The sequence below is a fragment of the Flavobacterium sp. ZE23DGlu08 genome, assembly GCF_030505335.1.
Classification (GTDB): domain Bacteria; phylum Bacteroidota; class Bacteroidia; order Flavobacteriales; family Flavobacteriaceae; genus Flavobacterium; species Flavobacterium algoritolerans.
Genome location: NZ_CP130045.1, coordinates 2,030,715 through 2,056,307, shown reverse-complemented (window position 1 = coordinate 2,056,307; position 25,593 = coordinate 2,030,715). Strand labels below are relative to the sequence as shown.

The 25,593-nt window shown below is 34.1% G+C and carries 24 protein-coding genes; 2 read left to right on the top strand and 22 right to left on the bottom strand.

The window, feature by feature from the left end; genetic code table 11:
* Positions 1 to 2: 2 nt before the first annotated feature.
* Positions 3 to 974, top strand: coding sequence for a transglutaminase family protein (locus Q1W72_RS08930; protein WP_121343102.1), 972 nt, complete (start codon positions 3 to 5; stop codon positions 972 to 974).
* 98 nt (positions 975 to 1,072) lie between these two features.
* Here Q1W72_RS08930 and Q1W72_RS08925 read toward each other — a convergent pair whose 3' ends face one another.
* The 20 genes from Q1W72_RS08925 to Q1W72_RS08830 form a co-directional block, all read right to left on the bottom strand.
* On the bottom strand, positions 1,073 to 2,290 hold the full coding sequence (locus Q1W72_RS08925; RefSeq protein ID WP_302134796.1) for a murein hydrolase activator EnvC: 1,218 nt from the start codon (positions 2,288 to 2,290) through the stop codon (positions 1,073 to 1,075).
* Between the two features lie 59 nt (positions 2,291 to 2,349).
* Positions 2,350 to 3,138 (bottom strand): DUF4292 domain-containing protein, encoded by a 789-nt coding sequence (locus tag Q1W72_RS08920; protein ID WP_302134794.1) that lies wholly within the window; start codon positions 3,136 to 3,138, stop codon positions 2,350 to 2,352.
* Entirely contained in the window at positions 3,138 to 4,487 is a 1,350-nt protein-coding gene (locus Q1W72_RS08915; RefSeq protein ID WP_099716232.1) for a tetratricopeptide repeat protein, read from the bottom strand. Before Q1W72_RS08915 ends, Q1W72_RS08920 begins: the two co-directional genes overlap by 1 nt.
* Positions 4,488 to 4,540: 53 nt before the next feature.
* Positions 4,541 to 5,551, bottom strand: coding sequence for a sugar phosphate nucleotidyltransferase (locus Q1W72_RS08910; protein ID WP_302134792.1), 1,011 nt, complete (start codon positions 5,549 to 5,551; stop codon positions 4,541 to 4,543).
* A 183-nt stretch (positions 5,552 to 5,734) separates the two neighbouring features.
* A complete protein-coding gene (gene dut / locus Q1W72_RS08905) occupies positions 5,735 to 6,169 on the bottom strand; it encodes a dUTP diphosphatase (protein WP_302134790.1) in 435 nt (144 codons plus the stop codon).
* Positions 6,170 to 6,350: 181 nt separating this feature from the next.
* Positions 6,351 to 7,817: a lipopolysaccharide biosynthesis protein gene (locus Q1W72_RS08900; protein WP_302134787.1), complete on the bottom strand. Its 1,467-nt coding sequence runs from the start codon at positions 7,815 to 7,817 to the stop codon at positions 6,351 to 6,353.
* 123 nt (positions 7,818 to 7,940) lie between these two features.
* Entirely contained in the window at positions 7,941 to 8,402 is a 462-nt protein-coding gene (locus tag Q1W72_RS08895; RefSeq protein WP_099713995.1) for a hypothetical protein, read from the bottom strand.
* A gap of 10 nt (positions 8,403 to 8,412) precedes the next feature.
* Positions 8,413 to 8,856, bottom strand: a complete 444-nt coding sequence (locus Q1W72_RS08890; protein WP_099713994.1) for a GNAT family N-acetyltransferase — start codon at positions 8,854 to 8,856, stop codon at positions 8,413 to 8,415.
* Positions 8,857 to 8,945: 89 nt separating this feature from the next.
* Positions 8,946 to 9,806: an ATP synthase F1 subunit gamma gene (atpG, locus tag Q1W72_RS08885; protein ID WP_099713993.1), complete on the bottom strand. Its 861-nt coding sequence runs from the start codon at positions 9,804 to 9,806 to the stop codon at positions 8,946 to 8,948.
* 72 nt (positions 9,807 to 9,878) lie between these two features.
* A complete protein-coding gene (gene atpA / locus Q1W72_RS08880) occupies positions 9,879 to 11,456 on the bottom strand; it encodes a F0F1 ATP synthase subunit alpha (RefSeq protein WP_099713992.1) in 1,578 nt (525 codons plus the stop codon).
* 38 nt (positions 11,457 to 11,494) lie between these two features.
* Entirely contained in the window at positions 11,495 to 12,028 is a 534-nt protein-coding gene (atpH, locus tag Q1W72_RS08875; RefSeq protein ID WP_099713991.1) for an ATP synthase F1 subunit delta, read from the bottom strand.
* A gap of 5 nt (positions 12,029 to 12,033) precedes the next feature.
* Positions 12,034 to 12,534, bottom strand: coding sequence for a F0F1 ATP synthase subunit B (locus tag Q1W72_RS08870; protein WP_099713990.1), 501 nt, complete (start codon positions 12,532 to 12,534; stop codon positions 12,034 to 12,036).
* Positions 12,535 to 12,651: 117 nt separating this feature from the next.
* Positions 12,652 to 12,843: an ATP synthase F0 subunit C gene (gene atpE, locus Q1W72_RS08865; RefSeq protein WP_073353856.1), complete on the bottom strand. Its 192-nt coding sequence runs from the start codon at positions 12,841 to 12,843 to the stop codon at positions 12,652 to 12,654.
* A 102-nt stretch (positions 12,844 to 12,945) separates the two neighbouring features.
* Positions 12,946 to 14,079, bottom strand: coding sequence for a F0F1 ATP synthase subunit A (gene atpB / locus Q1W72_RS08860; RefSeq protein ID WP_099713989.1), 1,134 nt, complete (start codon positions 14,077 to 14,079; stop codon positions 12,946 to 12,948).
* Between the two features lie 120 nt (positions 14,080 to 14,199).
* On the bottom strand, positions 14,200 to 14,592 hold the full coding sequence (locus Q1W72_RS08855; protein ID WP_099713988.1) for a hypothetical protein: 393 nt from the start codon (positions 14,590 to 14,592) through the stop codon (positions 14,200 to 14,202).
* Positions 14,593 to 14,698: 106 nt separating this feature from the next.
* Complete coding sequence (locus Q1W72_RS08850) at positions 14,699 to 14,923, bottom strand: AtpZ/AtpI family protein (protein WP_099713987.1); 225 nt, start codon at positions 14,921 to 14,923, stop codon at positions 14,699 to 14,701.
* Positions 14,892 to 15,299, bottom strand: a complete 408-nt coding sequence (locus Q1W72_RS08845; protein ID WP_099713986.1) for a polymer-forming cytoskeletal protein — start codon at positions 15,297 to 15,299, stop codon at positions 14,892 to 14,894. The genes Q1W72_RS08850 and Q1W72_RS08845 overlap by 32 nt, the downstream gene beginning before the upstream one ends.
* A 2-nt stretch (positions 15,300 to 15,301) precedes the next feature.
* Positions 15,302 to 17,929, bottom strand: coding sequence for a tetratricopeptide repeat protein (locus Q1W72_RS08840; protein ID WP_367881659.1), 2,628 nt, complete (start codon positions 17,927 to 17,929; stop codon positions 15,302 to 15,304).
* Positions 17,930 to 18,215: 286 nt separating this feature from the next.
* Positions 18,216 to 18,911 (bottom strand): ABC transporter ATP-binding protein, encoded by a 696-nt coding sequence (locus tag Q1W72_RS08835; RefSeq protein ID WP_099713984.1) that lies wholly within the window; start codon positions 18,909 to 18,911, stop codon positions 18,216 to 18,218.
* 48 nt (positions 18,912 to 18,959) lie between these two features.
* Positions 18,960 to 20,429 (bottom strand): DUF5687 family protein, encoded by a 1,470-nt coding sequence (locus tag Q1W72_RS08830; RefSeq protein WP_302134777.1) that lies wholly within the window; start codon positions 20,427 to 20,429, stop codon positions 18,960 to 18,962.
* 134 nt (positions 20,430 to 20,563) lie between these two features.
* Here Q1W72_RS08830 and Q1W72_RS08825 point away from each other — a divergent pair, with 134 nt between their 5' ends.
* Positions 20,564 to 21,616 carry a ferredoxin--NADP reductase gene (locus Q1W72_RS08825; protein WP_099713982.1) on the top strand — a complete coding sequence of 351 codons (1,053 nt, stop codon included), beginning with the start codon at positions 20,564 to 20,566 and terminating at the stop codon, positions 21,614 to 21,616.
* A 247-nt stretch (positions 21,617 to 21,863) separates the two neighbouring features.
* On the opposite strand, the gene Q1W72_RS08820 is transcribed toward Q1W72_RS08825, so the two are convergent.
* The gene (locus tag Q1W72_RS08820) at positions 21,864 to 22,625 is read right to left on the bottom strand and encodes a GLPGLI family protein (RefSeq protein ID WP_302134774.1); all 762 of its coding nucleotides are present in this window, start codon (positions 22,623 to 22,625) and stop codon (positions 21,864 to 21,866) included.
* A 79-nt stretch (positions 22,626 to 22,704) separates the two neighbouring features.
* Positions 22,705 to 25,485 carry an outer membrane beta-barrel family protein gene (locus Q1W72_RS08815; RefSeq protein WP_302134773.1) on the bottom strand — a complete coding sequence of 927 codons (2,781 nt, stop codon included), beginning with the start codon at positions 25,483 to 25,485 and terminating at the stop codon, positions 22,705 to 22,707.
* Positions 25,486 to 25,593 lie beyond the last annotated feature (108 nt).

Here is a 25,593-nt window from a genome sequence, read left to right as displayed (position 1 = left end):
AAATGGCGATTTTCAAAATAGTACACATCACAAAATACCAATACAACTGGCCTATAAAAGAAAGCATTAATGAAATTCGTTTATTTCCACATCATTTTGACAACCAAGATGTGCTTCAATACCAGCTATTGATAACGAACAATCCCGAAGTTGAGATTTCGCAGGATTACTACGGCAATCGCGTGGGGAATTTCAATACTTTGGAATCCCATACCGAAATGACTATAGAATCCAGAATGTTGGTACGTGTCAATCATTCGCTAAAAATTCCCGAAATAGATCACACAACGGTAAAAGATTTGGTCAAGGAAAAAGAAAAAAGTATTTCTTTACTCCGACTTTGTTATCCCGAAACGATTAAAAAACAAGACGAAATCAATGCGATTCTCAATGAAATAAATTGTTCCGATAAACCCATTATAGAAATTGCCCAACAATGCAATCAATATATTTTTACAAATTTTAAGTACACCAAAGGAATCACTAATATTGAAACCACAGTAGATGAGATTTTAGAAATTAGAAAAGGAGTTTGCCAAGACTTTGCTCATGTATTATTACAACTTTTACGCACTGCTGGAATTCCTTCCCGATATGTGAGCGGTTATATTTGCCCTAACGAAAGCGGACTTAGAGGCGAAGGTGCCACACACGCTTGGGTTGAGATTTACACTCCAAAACAAGGTTGGCTTGGCTTAGATCCCACCAATAATATCTGGACGATGGACAATCATGTGAAACTTTCCGTTGGGCGTAATTTCTATGATTGCACTCCCGTAAAAGGAACTTTCAAAGGTCTTTCCAGGCAAACGCTTTCGGTTTGTGTTTCGATTGGATATGAGGATGGACGACAATTTGAAGACATAAATGATGTACAACTCGAAGAAGTTTCAATAGAAATTCAACAACAATTGGATTATATTGAACAACTCCAACAACAGCAGAAGCAACAGCAACAACAGCAGCAGCAATAATTAATGCCACTTAGTTTGTTCTAAAATTTCATAACAAAAAAAAGCACTATTTATTCGAATGAATTAATAGTGCTTTTGCTTTATGTAAAATAACCGTTTTATCTTGGTGACAACCAACCTTCAGGATTATTGTACGTTGTATTTTGAAGAATTAGGAATTTAATTACTGTTTTTCCTGTCTCGCCATTGGTTCTTACTTTTCCAATGCTTTGTTTAATGCTTACTTTATCACCTTTACTTACGCTCACGGAACTTAAATTTTGATATACGGTGAAGAAATCCCCGTGTTGTATCATTACCGCTTTGTTTACAGGTGACAAAACAATAACACTAGTTACTTCTCCTCCAAAAACAGCTCTTGCATTTGCACCACGGTCTGTTGTAATTTCAACACCACTATTGTGAACCGTTATGGTGTTAAATAATGGATGCGTCTGATTTCCATAACCAAGTGATATAAATCCTTTTTCCACAGGATAAGGCAACCTTCCTCTATTGGCTCTGAAATTATCTGCAATTATTTTAGCCTCTGGTGTTAATTCTATTTTTGATGATGAAACTGCAGCTTTTGAAACTGGAGCACTAGGATTTGCTTTTGCTTTTTCTAAGGCTGCTTTTCTATTGGCAGCCGCAATAGCTTCACGTATTAATTTATTGATCTGCCTGTCGATTGTTCTATATTCCTGTTGTCTTTGCTTAATTTCTCGGGCAATCTTATTTTTGTCTTTTTTAATGGAATTGACTAGCTTTTGTTGCTCTTGCTTCTCTTTTTCTAATGCCAATCGCTCTTTTTCGTTCTCAGCTATCAGTTTTTGTTTCGCTTTTTTCTGAACATTTAATTTCTCGTTATAATCCGTAAGCTGATTGGATTTCGATTTTATTTCTTCGCCTTGCATTTTTCTGAAACCAGTATATTGTTTCATGTACTGCGCTCTTTTATACGCTTGTAAAAAATTCTCGGAAGACAATAAGAACATCGCACGACTTTCTTCGGAACGGCTTTTATATGATTTCACAATCATTTCAGCATAATCTTCCTTGAGTAAAGCCAATTCTTTTTTTAGCTTATTAATTTGCACTTGATTGATATACATATCATTTCCAAGCAATTTAGTTTGCTTTTCGGTAGTGTTTATCAATTTTTCTTTAAGCTTTATTTTAGTGCTTTGAATCACTATTACATTCACAGCAGATTTTTCTTTTTTCTTTACGGTTTGTAATAACCTTTCATTTTCTCTAATTTCTTTTTGAATTTGAGCTTTACGTTCTTCTAATTTTTCTTGTTGGGATTCCTGACTCCATAGTAATGAAGTCATACAGATAAAGATTAGGCTAAGGAGAAATTTTGGCATATTAAAAAAATATTTTTGCTAATTTACTTAATTATAATTCTTTTGTACCCATTTGGAACACTATATGGAAAAGAAAGTTCTTCATTGAAAGTTACCGTGTTGTAATCCAGATTAATTTCGGTATTGCCTTTCTTCTGAAAAGTATTGATCAGAACACTTGTAGGCAACGTTGCCTCATTGTACACTTTACTGTCAGCATAAGCCACTTTAATCACTCGTTCTTCAGCAGTTTGTGTGATTTCTTGCTTTTGAACCAAAAAATTATCGGCATCCAAAAAGAACGATTTTTTCGTATTTGAATTCGAAGCATCATCTAATCGATACGTTTGTTCCAATAATGATTCAAGATATTTCCCTTTTGTCAAATCATCAATTGCTTGTCCCAATAACATATTTTGAATTTTATTGTAATCCAAATCAGTTCCCAGCCATTGACTTAAACTGCTAAAATCCCCTTCAAAATAACTACCGTTTATCTTTTCATAATAGTTCACTGATTTTGGCGTAATCAATGCTTTCGCCATTGTAATTCCAAGAAAACGGATGCTTACCAAAATTTGTTCGTCCTTCTTAATCCTAATTTCGGCCGTAACATTTTGAGTTTGTTTGTTGTCAGCATAACGGGCGCTTGACTTAATATATAATGTAGAAAATTGATTTTTATTGTTGTAGTGATTTTCTATTATTTTTTTGGACGTCATATAACCCGCCGCCTCCGTTGTTGGCGCATTACTGGCCGCAACCGCAATGGCTTTCGATTTACAGGAAACCACAAAAAGAGCGAGTACTATTATTATTGCTATTTTTTTCATTATTTTTTTTCTTTTAATAATTGATTGGCTTTAGAAAAATACATTTCTTTTTTCTTGAAATCTCCTAAACCGTTGTATGCTTCTCCCAACTGAATGTTGAAATTTATTTCTAATGCTCTGTCCTCCACTAAATAATCCAAGCCCATTTCCAGCATATCTTTGGCTTTTTTAAATTGTTGCAATTGATTATTTGCCATCCCTGAATAGTAGTAAAACTGAGGCTGTGTTGGAAAAGTATCCACCATTGCGGAGGCTTTTTTGGCAACTAATTCAAATTGCTTTGTCTCTGTATAGGTTTGAAGCAAAAGCAAATTAGTTTCGATATCATCTCCTGAACCGTTTTTCAATGCTTGCTCATAATACTTTGTCGCTTTTGCCCATTGCTTTTTAGCGTGGTAAAACTTTCCTATTTCCTTAGCGACATTAACCGCTGCGTCATTATCAAAATACGAAATCGCTTTTTCTAAATCAGCTGTGTATTGCGGATTTTTATCTGCAAAAATCAAAAACTCATTCAGTATTCGGTGCTTTATTTTAGCATCTATTTTGGTACTGGCCAAAACCACATTCATGGCGTTTATTGCTTTTGGAGCGTCATTACTATCCAAATAATTTTTGAATAATGTTACTTGAGCCCATTCGGAATTTGGTAAAGCTTTTTCGAGTTTTTTGACAATTTCAAATGCTTTTTCTTCCTCATTATTTTTAGAATACAAAACAATCAAACTGATATAATTAGATTCTTCTTTGGGGTTCTTTTCAATTTGCTCTAACAAATTTGAAGCTTCCATATTCTGAAATTTCCCTTCTGATAAAATCTGGCTTTTGTATAAATCCCTTCTGTCCGTTTTTCCAAATGTTTCGTTTAACTCGTTGATTAAATCCAACGCTTTGTCAAATTGTTTGGTTCCCATATAAAGCGATGTCAAATCCTCTTTATACTTCTCATCAAATTCTATCAATTTATTGATAACCATTATTGCCTGGTTATAATCGCTCGTTTCATAACTCACATCATACATTCCCACCCAGAACCATTTGTTTTTTGGATCAATTTGTGTGGCTTTTTCAAATGAAGAATAGGCATTTTTATATTCCTTTAATGCCAAATAATTTTTCCCTAATTCATAATACACAGCGGCATCATTCGGTTTAATCTTGATGCATTTATCCAAAGCCACTACCGCTTTATCATAATTTTCGATTCCTTTTTGAAGCAATGATTCATAAAAAAATTCCTGAAACTGATCTGCATCGAGCTTAATTTCTTCGGGTTCCGTTTGTGCCAATAGCAAAGCTGAATTGCATTGCAAAACCAGAAATAAAACTATTAAAGCGCTTTTTTTCATTCTATTTTTTTAATCCTGAATCTTTCTTATATATACAAGAATTGAACCATTTTTTATTCTAAAACCGAATAGTCTCCAATACTGATGCTTGTAAAGTTACCATCAAAACTAGCATGATTACCAATCATCGCATTATCCAAATTCGCGTTTTTTATGTTGGAGTGCGTTTGTACCAAACTGTTTTTAATACTGCTGTTTATTACATGACATCCTTTTCCTAAGGAAACATTAGGACCAACCGTTGCGTTTATCAACACTACATCTTCCCCAATATAACATGGCGGAATAATTGTGGAGTTCTCTAATTTGACATCAAAATCTACCAAATGTGTCCCGTCATTATGCAAGAAACCTAACATCCTGGAATTTGTTTCTACCGTAACGTCTTTGTTTCCACAATCCATCCACTCATCGACTGTTCCTGGTACAAATTTCATGCCTTTTGCCATCATTTGCTTGATTCCGTCGTTAATTTGATATTCTCCACCGTGAATAATATTATTATCTAATACTAATTGAAGTTCGTTTTTTAAAACGGCAACATCTTTAAAATAGTAAATTCCAATAACGGCAAGATCCGAAACAAAATCCTTAGGTTTCTCTACCAGTTCTACAATTTCATTCGCTTCGTTTAGGTTTATCACACCAAAAGCCTCTGGATGATCTACTTGTTTTACCCAAATAACACTATCGGCATTTTGATCTAAATCGAAATCGGCACGAATTAACGTATCGGCATAAGCAATAACAGCTGGTCCACTCAAGGAATCTTTTGCACACATAATCGCGTGACCGGTTCCTAAAGCTTCATTTTGATAATAAATAGTGCCTTTGGCGCCTAATTTTTGTGCGATAGCAAGTAATTCTTCTTCTACTTTTTTACCAAAACTTTCGTGAATAATAAAGGCTACTTCTTCAATATCTTGATTCAATACGCCAGCAATATCTTCAACCAAACGGTGAACGATTGGTTTTCCAGCGATAGGAATTAATGGTTTAGGAATGGTTAATGTATGCGGGCAAAGACGTGATCCGCGTCCTGCCATTGGTACTATTATTTTCATTTTTATTGGTTATTTAACCGCAAAGTCGCGAAGTTTTTCGCAAAGTTCACGAAGATATTACTCTTTTATTTTAGCCACAGATTAAACGGATTAAACCGATTCCCACAGACTTTTAATTAATTTTATTACATGTTTCTTGACCGCTACACTAGGACTGAACACTAAAAACTGAGTACTGAATACTTACTTCACTCCTGTACTTCCAAAACCACCTTCACCTCTGGACGTTTCTGTTAGTTCCTGTACTTCAATCCATTCGGCACGTTCGTGTTTAGCTATGATAAGTTGTGCGATACGTTCCCCGTTTTCGATTACAAAATCTTCATTGGATAAATTTACTAAAATCACACCAATTTCACCACGATAATCTGCATCTACTGTTCCTGGAGAATTCAGGACTGTAATTCCTTTTTTGGCAGCCAGACCGCTTCTTGGACGTACTTGTGCTTCGTAACCTATGGGTAATTCTATAAAAAGACCTGTTTTTACAATGGTTCTTTCCAGTGGTTTAAGGTGTATCGATTCTGTTAAGTTCGCTCTTAAGTCCATTCCTGCCGATGCTATGGTTTCATAGTTTGGCAAGGCGTGTTGTGATTTGTTGATTATGTTTATTGTCATTGTTTTTTTATTTAAAATATGTAGGGACAAATCGCGACTTGTCCCTTCTTGTCTGTAACTATGTTTCGATTATTTTGAGTTATAGCCCTGATAATAGTGAAAATCCTTTTCCTTTTTTCTTTAAAAGGGAAAAGATTGCAACGAATAGCAGGAAATAGCTCCTAAAAATTTAAATTAAGTTCTAACTCTTTTTTCGGTTCAAAATTTTGATTAATAATTCTTTTTCGTTGTGGTATATAAAATACATGAACGCTAGTAATAATGTGATTCCGACATAATAATTTTCCCTGAAGCCATAAAATGAAACTGCCGAAAATCCTATTGAAATCAATAGATACATGGCAATTTTGTTCGTATCATACGGAATGGGGTAATATTTATTTCCAAAATAGTAGGAGATAAACATCATGCTTCCATAAGCCGCAATCGTGGCAATTGCTGAGCCGTAATAGCTCATTGTTGGGATTAGCAGGTAATTTAACGCCAGTGTAATTATTGCGCCAATAATAGAAATATAAGCGCCAATATGGGTTTTGTCTATCAGTTTGTACCAAACGGAAAGATTGGTGTAAATGCCCAGGAAAAAGTTAGCCAAAATGATTAACGGCACCACTTTCATCGCTTCCCAATACGACTCATCTTGAATCATAATGTATTTTAAAACATCGGCAAAAACGATTACTGACAACAGAATAAAAGAACCAAAAATGACAAAATATTTGGTAATCGTAGCATAGGTTTGAGGCGCATCCTCCTTATCAGCGTGGCTAAAAAAGAAAGGTTCGATTCCTAATGTGTAGGCCGTACGGTACAAAACCATGAACAAACCGAGTTTATAACACGCCGAATATACTCCTACTTCGGCATCTGCAATATTAGCAGGCAGTAATTTCCATAACAAAATTTTGTCGAATTGTTCGTTGATAGCAAATGCGATTCCGGCCACCATAATAGGCAGGCCATACCCCATCATTCGTTTCCAAAGCTTGTAATCAAAATGCCATTTCAGCAAAAGGTAATTAGGGGAAAGTATTAAGAATGTAACTAAACTCGCAACAATATTAGATACAAAAATATAGCCTATTTGAAAATCTTCTAAGTAAAAAGAACTTAAAAAACTATCTGGGTTGGATTGTGCAATTACTGGTAAATAACTTAAAAAGAAGAGGTTTAAAACCAGATTGATTGCAACATTTCCAATTTTGATTATAGCATATTTTATGGGTTGCTGATTGACCCTTAGTTTAGAAAAAGGAACAATCACCAAGGCATCCAGGACTAAAATCCAGATGGTGTACGTAATGTACTGCGCATCAATTCCAGACCAAATGGCCAATTTATTTCGGAATAATAAGGCTAGGAATAAAAACGAAAGTGAAGTCCAAAAAAGGGAAACAGATGTCGTTTCCACCACTGATTTCTTATCTGTTTCTTTATTGTAAAACCTAAAGAAAGCAGTCTCAAATCCGTAAGCTAGAATTACATTAAAAAAGATCATCCAGGCAAAAATGATGGAAACCTTACCATATTCGGCTTTTGGAAGCAAATCTGTGTATAATGGAACCAGTATAAAACTGAACATTCTTGGTATGACCGTAGCCAATCCATAAATGGCAGTCTGTTTAAAAAGATTTTTATATAATCCCAAAATGATGTGTCTATTACTATTTATAAAAACAAAAATAACGAATTCTTTGGTTTAATCATCTGAAGTGAATATTTGTTTTAGAACAGAAATACCACGACAAGAACTGATTCATTTTCACCAAAATTACCTTAATGGCTTTTCTATGGGATTAATTATTTTGAAAAAATAGGTTTTATCATCTTTCTTGTATTCTAACACCGCTTCATTAGGTTTCAAATCAAATTTAGTTTTTTGAATTACCGGCGCTTTATTCCCATATTCTTTTGAAGGGTCTTTGTGCAGAATGAAATCTTCCTTTTTATTTTCTTTGTAAAAATGGGCTGTAAAAGTATTTTTGACAATTCCTTTTATAACTAATTCCTGATTTTGAAAATAGATTTTCTCCAGCTTAATGTTTGCCGCAAGCGATTTTTTGAATTCAATATAAAAATCAATTCCGCTACTTTGCTTGCCGTCTACCCATTTCTGGTAAAAAGCAGATTGTATTTCTTGAGGAAATTCCGTTTGAAATTCTGGTTTCATGGCACAAAAAGTCAGGCTGATTGCAATAATAAATAAGGCAACGATTCTTTTATATCCTTTCATATTGTTCTATTTAACTTAATCCTTCTTCGTTTAAAATCTTAAGAAAGTGGAATCCTTTTGGGACATAACCTTGATTGTAATAGAAACGATGTGCCGTAAAATTCCCGGTAAAAGCGTCCAAAACAATCATTGTACAGCCGGTTTCTTTAGCCAAAACATCAACATAATCGGTCATCATTTTGCCCAAACCTTTGGAACGATGCTCTGGATGAACAATAAAATTATCAATCTCGATGTATTTTCCCGACCAAAGTTTTGTTCCTGACCAAAATCCGGAAACCGCCACACAAACCTCATTTTCAAAAACGGCTACCTGCTTGTAATTATACGGAATCATTTCTACTAAATACGATTCATACTTTTCTACCGTAAATGTGGGATATAAAAACCGCATTACTTCAATGTTACTAAGCATTTCTTCTACTGTAGTCAGTTCTCTAATTTCTAATTTCATTCTTCCTAGTATTGTTTTAAACTATAAAATTAAACAAAAAAAGAGCCAACATCTGTTGGCTCTTAGAATATATTTTGAATCAATAATTATTACCCATTCAATGCTTCCGCTCCACCAACAATCTCTAAGATTTCATTAGTAATGGCCGCTTGACGTGCTTTATTATAAGTCAGTTTCAATTGATTTCTCAACTCAGTTGCGTTATCAGTTGCTTTGTGCATGGCAGTCATACGCGCTCCGTGCTCTGAAGCAAATGAATCACGAATTCCTTTATACAATTGTGTTTTTAAAGATTTTGGAATCAAAGTCAACACGATTTCTTCTTTTGAAGGTTCAAAAATATAATCTCCAGTCGAAACTGTAAGATCAGATTTTATAGGTGCTAATGGCAAAAATTGTTCTGTTTGAACGATTTGTGTCGCAGCATTTTTAAATTGATTATAAATCAACTCAATTTTATCGTATTCACCAGAAACAAATTTCTCCGTTAACAGGTCAGCAATTTTAGCTACATTATCAAAAGTCAAATCGTCAAAAACAGTACTTTGATTATCTACTACTGACAATGTTTTGCTCAAAACATCATTTCCTTTTTTACCAATAGCAAAAATATCAACTTGTTTTCCGGCATAAACTTCCGAACGGCTTTTAGCTTCTTTGATAACATTTGTATTAAATGCACCACATAAACCTCTATTTGAAGTTATGGCTACCACTAAAACTTTTTTAATCTCACGTTGTGTTGTAAACTCTCCACCTGCATCACCTTCAAGTGTAGCAGAAAGATTTTGCAATAATTCCGTTAATTTTTCGGCATAAGGGCGCATTGCTGTGATTGCATCTTGTGCTTTCTTTAGCTTTGCTGCAGAAACCATTTTCATTGCCGATGTAATTTGCATCGTAGATGAAACGGAAGTAATTCTATTACGGATTTCCTTTAAATTTGCCATTGTTTTCTAGTAATTAGTAATAAGTAAATAGTAATTAGTTCTTCACTAATCACTATTCACTATTCACTTATATTAATTATATTTTGCTGATAATTCTTTTGCTACAGTTTCGATTACATCTGTAATTTCGTCTGTTAATTTTCCTGCTTTCAAAGCATCAAGAGTTGCTCTGTGTTTGTTGTTCAAGAATTCCAAGAAATCTTTCTCAAATTCTCTTACTTTATTCACAGGAACATTTCTCAATAAGTTTTTAGAACCAGCATAGATAATTGCAACTTGATCTTCAACAGTATAAGGATCGTTCAAACCTTGTTTCAAGATTTCAACGTTTCTTTTTCCTTTTTCAATTACGTTTAAAGTAACAGCATCTAAATCAGAACCAAATTTAGCAAACGCTTCCAATTCACGGAATTGTGCTTGATCCAGTTTCAAAGTACCCGCTACTTTTTTCATCGATTTAATTTGTGCATTTCCTCCAACACGAGATACCGAAATACCTACGTTAATTGCTGGACGAACCCCAGAGTTAAACAAATCTCCATCTAAGAAAATTTGACCATCAGTAATCGAAATTACGTTTGTTGGGATATATGCAGAAACGTCACCCGCTTGAGTTTCAATAATTGGCAAAGCAGTCAATGAACCACCACCTTTTACAATTGATTTGATAGAATCTGGTAAATCGTTCATGTTTTTAGCAATTCCATCATCTGCAATTACTTTACAAGCACGCTCTAATAATCTACTGTGTAAGTAGAAAACGTCTCCAGGATATGCTTCACGTCCCGGTGGTCTTCTTAATAAAAGAGAAACCTCACGATACGCAACAGCTTGTTTAGATAAATCATCATAAACAATTAAAGCCGGACGACCTGAATCTCTAAAATATTCTCCAATTGCAGCACCTGCGAAAGGAGCATAAACTTGCATCGGAGCTGGATCAGAAGCATTAGCTGCAACAATAATCGTATACGCCATTGCCCCTTTTTCTTCTAACATTTTAGCAATTCCTGCTACAGTTGACGCTTTTTGTCCAATTGCAACATATATACAGAATACTGGTTTCCCAGCATCATAAAATTCTTTTTGATTTAAGATAGTATCGATACAAACAGTTGATTTACCTGTTTGACGGTCACCAATAACTAGCTCACGTTGTCCACGACCAACTGGAATCATAGCATCTACTGCTTTAATACCTGTTTGTAATGGTTCAGTAACTGGTTGACGGAAGATAACTCCAGGAGCTTTTCTTTCCAAAGGCATCTCGTATAAATCTCCACCGATTGGTCCTTTTCCATCAATTGGAAAACCAAGAGTGTTTACTACACGACCTACCATTTGTTCTCCTACTTTAAGAGAAGCAATACGTTGTGTTCTTTTAGCAGTTGAACCTTCTTTGATTCCTGTTGATGGTCCTAAAAGTACCACACCAACATTGTCTTCTTCAAGATTCAAAACAATAGCTTCTAATCCATTGTCAAATTCAACTAACTCTCCATATTGAACATTAGAAAGCCCGTAAACACGAGCAATACCATCTCCAACTTGAAGTACTGTTCCTACTTCTTCTAGTGTAGCACCAGATTCAAAACCTTCTACTTGCTTTCTTAATATTGCTGAAATTTCAGCAGGTTTGATTTCCGCCATCTTAATTTATAATTTAGACACTTAAATGTGCAATAAAACTAATTACTTAACTCTCTTTTTAATACTTGTAATCTGTTGGCTACCGAAGCGTTGTATTGCTTGTCGCCTATTCTTAGAATAAATCCTCCAATGATTGAAGCATCTACTATATTTTCTATTGTGATTTTTTTATCCGAAAGGGTTGCAATTTTAGCCAAAACTTGTGCTTCTAATGCTGCATCCATAGGAATAGCTGTAGTAACCTGAGCTACTTCAACGCCATTCATAATATCAGATAATTTACTGTACTCTATTGCAATTGCTTCTAGAATTTCGAATCTTTTGTTTTCAAATAACAAATGAAACAACCCTTGAGTTACGCCATTGATACCTGCAAAAACTTCTAACAGTGCTTTCTCTTTTACTTCAACTTTAGTAGTTGGATTTTGAATAAAAGTACTCAATTCCAAATTACTGCTAATTGTTGAAGCAATCAATTTCATGTCGTTATTTACAACTTCGGCAACACCTTTTGAGTTTGCTAAGTCTAGAATTGCTTTTGCATAACGAATTGCTGCTCTTGTACTTGCCATAATTGTTAGTTTAACTTTACGTCACCTAACATTTTCTCAACTAATTTAGTTTGAGCTTCTTTGTTAGATAATTCGTCTTTCAATATTTTTTCTGCGATACTCAATGATAAAGTTGAAACTTGTAATTTCAATTCTGCCATAGCTGCATTTTTTTCGCTTTCAATTGCTGCTTTCGCTTGCTCAATCATCTTCAATCCTTGAGCTTGCGCTTCATTTTTAGCATCAGCAACCATTTTCTCTTTCATTTCACGAGCATCTTTAAGCATGTTGTCACGCTCTAATCTTGCTTCTTGTAAAATACGTTGGTTGTCAGCTTGAAGATTTTGCATTTCTTTTCTAGCATTTTCAGCAGAAAGTAATGCATTTTTAATTCCTTCTTCTCTATCATTAACTGCATCAAGAATTGGTTTCCAAGCGAATTTTTTTAACAAGAGTATTAATCCAACAAATATTGCTATTTGCCAAATAAACAAACCAAACGAAAAATCATTTATTAACTTATCCATTATATCTAATTATAAATTTTAAAGTATGAATTGCTTTTAATCGCAATTTGTAATGTTTTAATTTTAAAAACAATAGTTACAACCAACCGTTGTAACTATCGTTTTTTTAAGTTTTAATTACGATGCGAATAACGCAGCGAAACCAATACCTTCAATAAGTGCAGCTGCGATAAGCATAGCTGTTTGGATTTTTCCAGAAGCTTCTGGCTGACGAGCAATAGCGTCCATTGCTGAACCACCAATTCTACCAATACCTAAACCTGCTCCGATAACAATCAATCCTGCTCCTACAATAGTTGGAATTTCCATAATATATATATTAAAAATTAAACATTCTTTTTTATGGTTTAATCGATGATTTGTTTATTCGTTGAAACGGTTAAACAAATTAACGGCTAAACGGTTAACCTATTAATGATGAGCTTCGTCGTGATGATGCTCTTCGTTTCCTGCTCCAAAATAAAGTGCAGATAACATGGTGAAAATATACGCTTGTAAAAACGCAACTAATATTTCAAGGATAGAAAGTGCGAATGCCAATCCAAATGACAAAGTACTTCCAATCCAGCTTTTAAAGATAAACATTAAACCAATAATACTCATCAATACAACGTGTCCTGCTAAAATGTTAGCGTACAAACGTATCATTAATGAAAATGGTTTGATGATTGTTCCCAATAATTCAATTGGAGCCAAAATAAATTTCATTGGAGTTGGCACACCTGGCATCCAGAAAATGTGTCCCCAGTAATTTTTATTAGCTGTAAAAGTTGTGATTAAATACGTCAACAAAGCTAGTGATGCTGTAATAGCAATATTTCCAGTTACGTTAAATCCTAGCGGAGTTAATCCTAATATATTTAAAAAGAAAATAAAGAAAAATATAGTCAATAAATAACTCATGTATTTTTTATATCCTTTTTCTCCAATGTTTGGAATGGCAATTTCGTCTCTTACATAAAGAACAAGCGGCTCAAAGAAACGACCAGCTCCAGAAGCTATACCGCCATTTTTAGCATACGATTTTGCTAAACTTGTAAACAATACAAACATTAAGATTGCTATTCCTAAAATACCGATTACACTTTTTGTAATAGATAAATCTAGTGGAGTTGCATTTGTAGGGTGACCGTGCTCTTCTGTTAAAGTTCCAGAAGCATCCGTTTTGTATATTTTTTCGTGGTGTAATACGTAGAAGTTTCCATTGTGTTCAGCAACTTCTTCACCATGGTGAAATTTTGAAGAAGAAAATACTTGCAAACCATTGTCCCAAAGAATAATTGGCAATGAAAAACCATAATGCGCGCCTGTTTCTTCATTTGCTGAAAAGGTAAAATCATGCGCATCCAAAAGGTGATGATTAATAAATGCCTTAATTTTAGATTTTACATCTGTTGGTTCAGCATGAGCTCCTTCGGCTGCCTCATGGGCAACTTCTGTTTTTACTTTTACAGTATCCTGTTCAGGATTTGCAAAACTAATTAAAGGAAGACACGCTACTAAAGTCGCTAATATAAATCTAAGTGGTTTGTTTGAAATCACCATAACAGTTAATTATCTTAATTTATTACGTTTCTGAAATTTGGTGCAAATGTACATCTTTTATTAATATTCAAAAGAATATAAAAAATTATTTTTGATGGATTTGTTCCTTGAATAACATATTTATTGCTTTTCGTTTAATATACGTATTGTTAATATGGTTTCAATTGCTAAAAAGAGAATAAACATCATAAAAAAATTCTTTTTCTCTATTGCATTGTTTTGTGCTGTAACCTGCAATATAGGCTTTAAAATCAGATAACAAACAATCATTTTAATACTGGTACTCAAAAGAAATGACATACCCACATTATCAAAACTGCGTTCTTTGACTTTTAACAAAACTACAAATACCATAATAGACAAAACCAGAAATACCATATAAAGGGTTTCTATCGAATAATAAAAAGTCGCATCATTTATATCTAATAGATAAAAAGCAACTCGATGAACCACATAAGCCAATCCCGCAAGTGCCAATAAAGACAGAAGCGGTTTGTAATTTTTTAAATTCATTGTATTTATTTTTTGCCGCAACGGCACTAAGGCGCAAAGTTATTTTAATTTATTCGACCATCCGGACGTTTACAGCTCGTTTGTATTCCTTTTCCCTCTTGAAAAATTACTGCATTTTATTGATTTCGTTTACCTGTCGTATCACATTATACAAAGCCAGTGCAACGCCTACCATTACTAAAATTTTACTGTAATATACTTTTGGATGCGGATGATTTTCGTCTAACCAGTCTCCCAGATAGGAAAACAGAAAGATGATGGCCCCCATTTGAATCGGAATGTTAATCAGCGCAAGCCATTTATTCGCTCTTTTTTTGGGATTGTTGTCCATCGTTCTGGATTAGATTTTTTACATTAGTCTTCATTGTACAAGAAGCGCTAAAATCAGCTCCCGGCTCTACTGATAGTTTTCCAGTGGTAACTTCTCCATGGATACTGGCTTTTGATTTTACATTCAGCACTTCGGTTACTTGAATTTTTCCGTCAAATTTTCCTTCAATATCTGCATTTTTACATACAATATCTCCGGTAACGCTTCCGGCCGGACCAATAACAATTTTCCCGCCAGATTGGAAATTACCTATCAAGTTTCCGTCTAATCTAAAATCAGCATGCGAAATAATATCGCCTTTTATAGTAGTACCTTCAACAATTCTATTGGTTTTACCCAAAAGATCAGTGTATGATTTTTGCTTTTTATCAAACATATTTATGGGTTTTTTGGTGCTAAATAAGTGTCCATATTTTTCTTGATTTGAATCACTTTGTAGTTCTCACCCGAAACCACAATAGCAGGATCGACCAATTTATATTTTACATTATCCTTCAATACAAATACAATGTCTTTAGCATAAAGTTCTGATTTTATTCCGTGAATCGTGATGAAATTTTCTTTTTCAGTATAAATATCATAGGAATAATATAGTTTCTGAGGGCTTTCTGCAGCAACTAACATTTTGATTTTTTCCTCTATTGCTTTTGTATTTTTATCCTCTCGTGAACCTACTCGATATAAAATTTTCCAATTATTTGAGTTTGTTGTACTCAACTCCATTTTCTCTAAAAACGGAATCTGACTCGTCAGGATTTCTTGTGCATTTTTGCCTTCTTCACTGTTCGGATAATTATCAGCTACTACTTGCAATGCATTTTTGTAAGCTGTTACTCCTTTTAGTTTTCCAATTGCATTTGCTTTAAGCAGTTCAAATTTTGATACAATTTCATCTCCCGAAAACTGATTAATCAAAGCGTCTGAGTTCTCCAAAACCAAAACAAATTGTTCTTGTTGGTATAATTTATACCATTTAGTATAGGCACTTTCCGGTGTCTCATTTACTGAAGCCGCATTAGAGCTTGTGTTGTTCATAATTTGTGCATAACGAGAATCCGGATATTGAGCCGATATTCTTTTTCTCATCGCTTCCGCTTTGCTTGCATCTGTAATTTGATATAGTTTATACAAATTATACATCGATGGCAGCACCAGTTTTTCCTCTGGATTATTGTTTAATAATTGTTCCAGTTTAGCGATGGCCAAATTATTTTCTTTGAATTTTTCTTTATAAATAATTCCTAATTGGTAATACGCAAAATTACGTTCTTTACCTATGCTGTCTATCTCCGTTTGTGCTATGGGAAGTTGTTTCAAATAAAAATCTGTGGTGTATTGCTCTACGATTTTCTCCGCCGTTGAAACCTCTTCAACAGTTTCTTTATCATCATTCAACGGATCAGCTGAAGTTGGATTTACAGCACTGGATGATATTCTCCAATTACCATTCAGGGTTCTGTCGCCCCACGTTTTTTTGAATTCTATTTTTCCAAAAGCTACGGTTGTAGGATTATAAAAATAGAAAATACTACCTGCTTGTTGTGAGGAAACATTTGGAATAGCCGGCGGCATCAATGCTGATTTTTTGGCCGGTTTTCCCGGTTCCTGACTAGAAGCCGGATCAATAGAACTGGTTGTACTATTCCTTTCTATGTTTTCTTGTTTTTCTTTTCGTTTTTCTTCTAAAACTCTTTTGATTTCATCCTCTTCTTTTAATTTGACGATGTACTTTTCAAAATAAGCTATTTTATCGCTCTCATTTAATGAAACAACATTCAAAATACTGTCATTTCTTTTTGCAAGAGCCTCATACAAAATCACCTCATCCAGATTAGTTCTAATTTTTTTAATTTTATTATGCTCTCTGGTTTTGTCATTGAGTTTTACCAATGTACTGTCATAGTATTTTGCAGCAGCAGGATATTCTGCATTTCTAAAATACATATTTCCTAAATTTCGGTAATTTGAAGCTACTAAATAGGAATCTTTAGAATCTGTTCTTAAGGATAAGTTGTAAAAATCTAACGCTTTCTTCTGGTCGTTTTTTTGATCATAAAACACCGCCATGTGATGAAAAATTAAATCTTTATACGGTCTGTTTTCTCTGTCTTTTGCCAGTTTGTCAAATGTTTTTGTAAAAGAATTGAAATCACCGTTTTGATAATCAAACAATTCTGCTTTTTTAGCATGCGCCTGAATGACAAATTTCCTGTCCGCTTTTCGGTTCATGTCAATCACTGATTGATACGAAGCAACAGCACTGTCCTTGTATCCTAATTGCTGATACAATTGTCCCAAAACAAAACGATATCGTGCTCTTTCCTGATTTACTTTGGTAAACTCAATGGCTAGTTTTAGTTTAGCAACTGCGCTGTCTTTTTCTTCTAAGTTCAAAAAAGACTCTGATAAAAGCGCATTTGCATCCGCAAAAACTTGTTTTTTTACTTCGTGATCTTCTAATAATTTACTTATGTTTTTTATTACTAAAGCGTCATTTCCTAAACGCATATTTGTTTTTTCACGCCAAATTTTAGCTTCATAAATCTTGCTGCTGTTGGGATATTTGTACAAAATATAATTGAATGCGTCAAGTGCCGGAACGAATCGTTGGTCGTAATAACGGGATTTACCAAGCATCAGATACGCTTCGTCAATTTGAGTGTTTTTCTCTCTTCCGCCAATGTTCATGGAATGTTTCTGGATGGCTTTGGTCGCTTTGGCTTCAGCCAATTCAAAATTTGTGTTTTTAGGTTTTGTTGTGGAAGTCAAGTCTTCTACAATTTGCATTTTTTCTATTGGCAGACGTTTCCAGAAATCGTCATCGCTGTTGGATTTTATTTCCTTGACTCCTTTGTCCAAACCTACTTGACCGTTGTATAAAATATTATATTTTGTACTTAAGGCGTGGGAATTTCTGGCCATAAAAGTATCTCTCTTAGTAGAACAGGCTACTAAAAAACCGAAGAATAAGAAGAAAAATAACTGTTTAAATCTATTGACTTTCAATGGAAAACGTTTTTATCAATTAACTTTTAAATATGCTTTTTAGTATACTGACTGGTAAAAATACGTTTCTTTTTGATATCGTGAAAATTATCGGGGTTTATTTGAGTCTGTTGTGCGCGTGAGGGATGTAACGGAAATCCTTTTTTATTCTTTTTTTCAAGAATAAAAAAGATTGGGAGTGAAAGCCCGACCCGGATTTTTTTCCGGGTCACGCCCAAATTAAACTCTTATTGGCATTTGACAAACTAAAAATAAACTGCGAATTAGCGGTTGAGTTATATTCTGTTTAAACCGCAAAAAATGCTTCTAATTCCTTTAATGTTTCCTCAGAAGTTTGAATATCTTTGACCACTTCGCCTTTATGTAAAGCGACAATCCTGTCACTTACCTCAACGGTATGCAACAAATCGTGGCTGGAAACCAGTACGGTAACATCTGGATTATCAGCTAAATCCTTGATGATTTTCTTTAATCTAAATTGTGTCGTTGGATCTAAATTAGCAAACGGTTCGTCCAGAATAATAACTTCCGGATTCCCGATTAATGTGGCGATGATGCCCACTTTTTTCTGATTTCCTTTGGATAAATCGCGTAAATATTTTTTGTTTTTAAGGATTTCGCCGTTGAAAAATTCTTCGTGTGTGGCCAATAAAGCATCGACATCGGCTTTATTTTGTCCGCGTAAATCGCCTATGAAATAAAAATATTCTTCGGGCGTTAAGTAGCCAATCAAGAAGCTTTCGTCCAGAAAGGAAGCCGTGAATGGTTTCCAGTTTTCGCTGGTGTTTACTTGTACCTCGTTGTTGACAATATTCCCTGTTGAAGGCTGGATTAAATCCAATAAAAGGCTGAAAAAAGTGGTTTTTCCGGCTCCGTTATTCCCCACTAATCCAAAGCTTTCGCCTTTTTTTATTTCTAAAGTATCTATTTTTAATACGGTTGTTCCGTTGTATGTTTTCGAAAGGTTGTTTACTTGTATCATTTTTGAAAAAGTTTATTCGGTTATTTGTTGATTTCGTTAATCGCTTGATTATCCTTTTTGTTTGTATGCAGCAATGGTCGCGTATTTCTCTGATTTGTAAATTTTCTCAATCAAGGAGAAAACTTTGTTTTTTAATGCAAATCCGATCACTCCCATCGACGCCACTAACGCTAATCCTACATTGGGATTGCCTAATTTAGCACCTAACCAATACATTAAAACGGGCAATCCTAATTGCGGCAGTGAAATTAGCATGGTTTTTACGTTGAATGCTTTTTTATCTCCAAAAGCGCCTTTACCTGAACTCAAATCGATTGGCGTTTTGGTATACGCGCCACCCAATAAAACCAAATGGGAATTGACTCCAATATTATAAATCGCACCTACAACAATGGTTAAATACACCTGCCATCCAAAATAGAGGTAGAAAGAAGCAATTGTTGTGGTGACTATTGTAGCTATTACCATCAACCACCATTTAGAACTCAAATAGCCTTTGTAAGGAATATTTTGCGTCATCATTAAGGGATAATAGGCGCTGTCCCAGCTCGGTACAAATTGTCCGAAAGTGATTAAGAATCCTCCCGAAACGAAAATCCCGGCAAAAATGTGCATTACAGGATTGTTGTACACTTCAATTGCATTGGTAAAGAAAAGAAAACCATAAAAAAGGAACATTATGCTCAGTCCTACAGTGGTTTTTGAACGCTTGTTTCTTTTGATTAATTTAATGTCATTTTTCAAGAAAGTTCCAATGGTTCCAAATTGATTCAACCAAGTCAACTCCTCCGTTTTGGCAACATCGTGTTTGTTTGACAATCCCGCATCCAGGTATAAATTCTTTTTGAAATATTGGAACGTGACATAATATAAAGCGATTAAAGCCACTACCGGAATGGCAAAAGCCCAATACGTATTGAAAATAGCATCAAAAAATGGCGCTGTATACTCCGTGATATTGAACAATCCATAATACTGTAATCCTCCTAAAACGGCTGCTATTGCCAAGAAAATAGCAAATAAATTGTCTTTATTACTCAGTAGAATATTTAGAAAATTGTTGATGTATATCAAAGATGACAACGCAGTATACCAAAGTACCACAGAGACTGGATCATAACCTTCAATAATCAAAACAACACTAAACGGAATCAGGAAAAAACCATGCACCAAATTGAAGAAGGACAAAACCGTCTTTCCTAAAGAGAAATGAACAATTGTGGCTTTTTTTATGGGGAAAATCAACATGGGACAAATGTTCATCACGGGGATTTTTTGCAACAGCAATCGGATGATTAAATCCATCAATACATAATAAATCATGAATTTGTTTACCGTTACAATTGGGTCTAAATTCATTTTCTTCAGAATATAAAATGCCCCGACTCCTAATGCTAAGAAAATTAAAATGAAATAAGCGGCCACGAAACCCATCAGGATTTTTAAAGCCAAATTAGTTGCGAAGGAAGCCGATCTAAAAAATGCTTTCCATTCGAGATAAAGAAATTTTTGAATCATAGTTTGGTTATTTTGGTTATTTTGGTTTTATAGTATGTAGTCAAAATAAGAAAACGTTACATCAAATATAAAAAAACACTTATTTATAATCTTCATTTATTTGCCATTTCCTACTTTTGTAAAAAAATAATCACATGCCATCTTTTTTAAAACTAATAATAAAAGAAGTAAAACGCGAAACCAAAGACGCTGTTTCCATACTTTTTAACGTACCTGAGGAATTAAAAGCAAATTATACTTTTGTTGCAGGTCAATATATCAATTTAAGATTAACCTTGGACGGCGAGGAAATTCGTCGTGCGTATTCTATTTGTTCGGCTCCTGACAGCGGAGAATTGCGTATTGCAGTGAAAGCAGTGAAAAACGGTGCTTTCTCTCAGTTTGCTAACACAAAACTAAAAGCTGGAGATGTTCTTGAAGTAGGAAAACCGGAAGGAAAATTTACTTTCGAACCACAAGTTGGCCGACAAAAAAACTACGTCGCTTTTGTAGCCGGAAGCGGAATTACACCAGTACTTTCCATCTTAAAATCAATACTAAAAAATGAACCTAAAAGTTCTTTTGTATTGGTTTACGGAAACAAATCTCCCGAAGAAACCATCTTTCATCAAGAATTACACGATTTGCAATTGCAATATGTGGGTCGCCTTTTTGTACATTATGTTTTCAGTCAAGCCAAAGCAGAAAATGCTTTGTTTGGGCGAATTGAAAAATCGACTGTGAATTTTGTTTTGAATAACAAACACAAAGAATTAGAATTTGATAAGTTCTATTTATGTGGACCGGAAGAAATGATCAATACTGTTTCTGGCGTTTTGAAAGAGCATAATATTAAAGAATCAGCCATAAAATTTGAATTATTTTCTTCTTCTACCAAAGAAAACAAAATAGAAAAATCATTAGAAGGACATTCTAAAATCACTATAATGGTAGATGATGAGGAAACGACTTTCGAAATGTCACAAAAACAAACTGTTCTTGATGCTGCTTTAAAACAAGGCATTGATGCTCCGTATTCTTGCCAAGGCGGAATCTGTAGCAGCTGTCTGGCTCGCGTTACCTCCGGAACTGCCGAAATGACTAAAAACTCTATTCTTACCGATAAAGAAATAGCAGATGGTTTGATTCTTACCTGTCAAGCGCATCCAACATCAGAAACTATTTATGTAGATTATGATGACGTATAGAAAACTGTTTCATTTTTAGCGGTGTTCAATTAAAAAAAAAGAGTTTGCAATGTGCAAACTCTTTTTTTTAACTAAATGTTGTAAAAACATCTTGTGATATATAATTTAAGACTTAATTTTTCTAAATTCCTTAATGGTTCAAAACACTTTAAATTTTTTAAACAATCACTTCAACAGCAATCCTTCGCATCACATCTTAATTACTGATGAGTTGTAGTACCAAATTTAAAATCAACTTATTAACCCATTATAGAAAAGCATTCCACAAGAAAAGATTTTTTTGTCTTTTGTTTTCTTCTTTATCCTCGCCATATTTGAACCAATCCTTTGTTTTTTCTTCTATCATCGATTTCAGACCCACTAAATCATAGGTTTTTTTGGCTGTGATTGGTTTTATGTCAGATGGGTTACTGATTTTTAAATCTATTTTGGTAGCTATAAACGAAGTATATAATCTTGGTATTGAAAGCCCCAAAATCATACCCGGTAAACCATTTATAGAACATGGACCGCCAGAAATGGTGATGTCATCCGTGTAAAAAGCAAACACATATACGTCATCCATTATTTTTCCAACGGCTTTTCGGCAATTATAACCTGCAATTTCTCTATGCTCATTGGTGATTTTCCATTGTATATTTGGTATGCTGTCATCTATTACAAAATTAGTTCCCACTATTTGCTTTTGCATATTCATTTTTCTTGTCGCAAAATCAGAATACCAGATGTTTTCTTCATCCGCATCTTTTTCGTGTTTTGGTATTCTTGTTTTTGGACTCCATCTGTCAAATTTGTAGATGCTTTTGTTATCCGCAAAAGTATAGGTGAAATAGGATATTTTTAGGTCGGACAGGTTCTCTTTCATCATCTCATCCCAACTGTCATTGCTCATCGTTTTTTTGAGATTAGTATTTACTTCATATTCAATTACAGCTTCATCTATAAATTGCTGTGCTTTTGATGTAGTTGTAAAAAGTAGTGCTGCTATAAAAAAAAGTATTGATTTCATATGTTGATAATTAGATTTTTTGAATGCTCATTATTGCAATTCCTTGAACTTCGTTCAGGACAGTTGCTAATTTATTTCTTTACTGTTTCTCCTTTTCTCCTTTGTTTTTAAAATTCCAGGTAAAGCCTATCATAGCATATCTTTTTAGCCTGTCGTTTCGTTCCTCACCTATTATGTTTTCATAAACATATCTATTGATGCCTACATTTTGATTCAAAATATCCCTTACGAGAATATAAGCCGTAAACTCATCGTTTTTGAAAGTGCGTTGCAACCTTGCATTCCACAATTGATTGGTAAGATTGGTTTGGAAGTCGGTCGTTTTTTGACGAGAATTTAAATTGTAGTCGGTGGACAATTTCCATTTTTCTCTAAAATAAACCCCTATATTCAGATCCAAATTATTAGTGTTAAATGATTTTACTTCATCGTTTTGAGAAGTACTGTTTCTGTTATTTGAAAATCTATTACTTAAACTAAATTCGTATTTCTTATCTTTTGATTTATTTAAATAAATTGAAAATCCTGAATTTAAAGTACTGGAATTATTGATTTTGCTATTAATACTAAGTACCGATTTGTTGTAGCTAACAGATGGATTAAGATTAACCTGTAAATCTATTTTTTTTACCTTAAACCCATATCCAAAATAAAAATTACCAGAAAAATTACCGTTTGTGTTTATAGGTGTGGTAATCGTTTTAGCACTTTCCGGATCTATATCTTTATTGTAAGAAATTAAATTGGAAGTCGTTCTAAAAAAAATATTTTGGTAAAAATGCGATTCTGTCAAAATACTATAAGTATTGTGTGATATGCTTATACTATTGGTAAAGGATTGCTTTAAATCCGGATTCCCTAAAGTTTGATTAAAAAAATCTTGATTATTCCTCAAAGGCTGTAATTGATCTATAGTAGGCTGTTTGGTTGCCCCTTGATAATTGAAACGTAAATTACTGTTGCTTTTGTACTTATAGGAGAAATTTGCAGTTGGGAAAAAGTTGGTATAGCTGCGCTTGTATTCTTTGTTTAAGGTTTGATCTTGCAAATCAAACGAAGTAAAACCAAAGCCACTTCCTAAGCTATAATTTATTTTTTTGGCATTATAACTCAATTTTATATTGGGCTTGTTCGTTGTTATTGTCTGTTTGAACTGGTTTGATAGAGAATCTACAATCACATCATACTTGCCTGTAACATCTGAATAATCGTAGGTTAAATAATTGCTTTCGCCAGTGTTATGAGTAATTTGATAGGCAAATTGCAATGCAAATTTCTTACCAATAGGCTCTGTATAATTAACGTTTACAGCAAGATTTTGATTTGTTTTTTCTCCTATTTTGTTTTGGTCCACATCATCTCTGGAGGAAAAAACACCTCCTTCATAACTTTCGTTGGAAGACTTTAAAAAATTATTTGCATCTGTATTCAACGTGTTCCAACTACCGTTTGCGGAAAATGTACGACGGGCTTTGGTAAATTTATGTTTGAACAAAACACTGGCAAACAACGATTCCTTATCCGATTTTGTAATGAATGTTTTTTCCTGTTTGTTTTTTAACAATCCGTCACCTCCTGTGGTACTTCCGTTTGTAAATTCATCGCTTTCCGTATCATAAAAATTGGTTTTGGCGGTAAATTTTATCGAGTTAACAGAATCTAATTTTACGTCGTAAGTAGCATTTAATTTAAAATTACTTCTGTTTACATTGCTTACCGTGGATGTAGAATTGTTTAACTGGGTTTCTCCCACTTGTGTTTGAGTAATCCTGCTATTATTGTTGGTGTAAATTTGCTTATTATATTTTGGCGATAGATTCAATGTTTGCTTATCATTCCACTTGTTGCTGTATTGCAATCCTGCGTTGGTGTTTTTGATAAAACCATTTTGAGTGTCAACATACGGTTCTTCATCAGTATTGCCGCCCGTCCATTCATAACTTACATTTCCATCGTCATCCATGTTCATGCTTATATCATCCCGTGCTCCAAATTTTTCACTGTCTTGCCAATCAAGTCCATCCTGACCTGTATTCCCATTTAATAAAAAAGCGGATAGTTTTCTTTTGCCTTTAAAAGAGCTAAACATAAGATTGCTATTGTATCTGGAATCCATATTTGCTAATGGTCCGTTTGCAGCATCTACTTTACCAAAATAGCCTTTCTTTTTATCCTCCTTTAATTTTAGGTTAATTGTTTTTTTTGTGTCGCCATCATCAATTCCTGTAAACTCGGCTTGATCACTTTTCTTATTAAAAACTTGTACTTCTTTTACCGCATCTGCTCGTAAGTTTTTTACCGCCATGCCAGGGTCGTCACCAAAAAATTCTTCGCCATCTACCAATACTTTTTCTACCGTTTCGCCCATGGCTTTTATGGTCCCATTTTTATCTACTTGTATTCCTGGTAGTTTTTTTAGTAATTCTTCTACATTGGCATTGGCATCTACTTTAAAATCACTTGCCCTATAACTGGTCGTATCTCCTTTAATTTTAATAGAACCCGTCTTTATAATTACTTCTCTTAGCGCATTAATTTTGCTTATCAATGCAATTGTCCCCATTTTTTTTTCGCCTTCTTCAACAGTTATGGCATCTACATAATCAGCATATTGGCTATGAGCTGTCATCAGTATATAATTTCCTGCTTTTACATTTTTGAGATTAAAGTTTCCGTCTTTATCCGATCGGGTAAACTTATATAAAATAGAGTCTTTGGGGGTTAATAAAGCAACAACCGAATTGTAAATGGGGGGTTTTTCGCTTCCTTCCTTTAAAACACCCGAAAGGTTTGCTTTTTGAGAAAACGCCGATAAAGAGAATAAGAACAAAATTGCAGTTGTTACAGTAATTTTTAGCATAAATAGTTTCTATTTTTATTGTATTAGCATTTCAGGATTTCTAAAAGCAACTTGATTAAAAAAGCGCCTCTTTCTCCTAATTGAAACTTGATTTGTAAGGTCTAACTC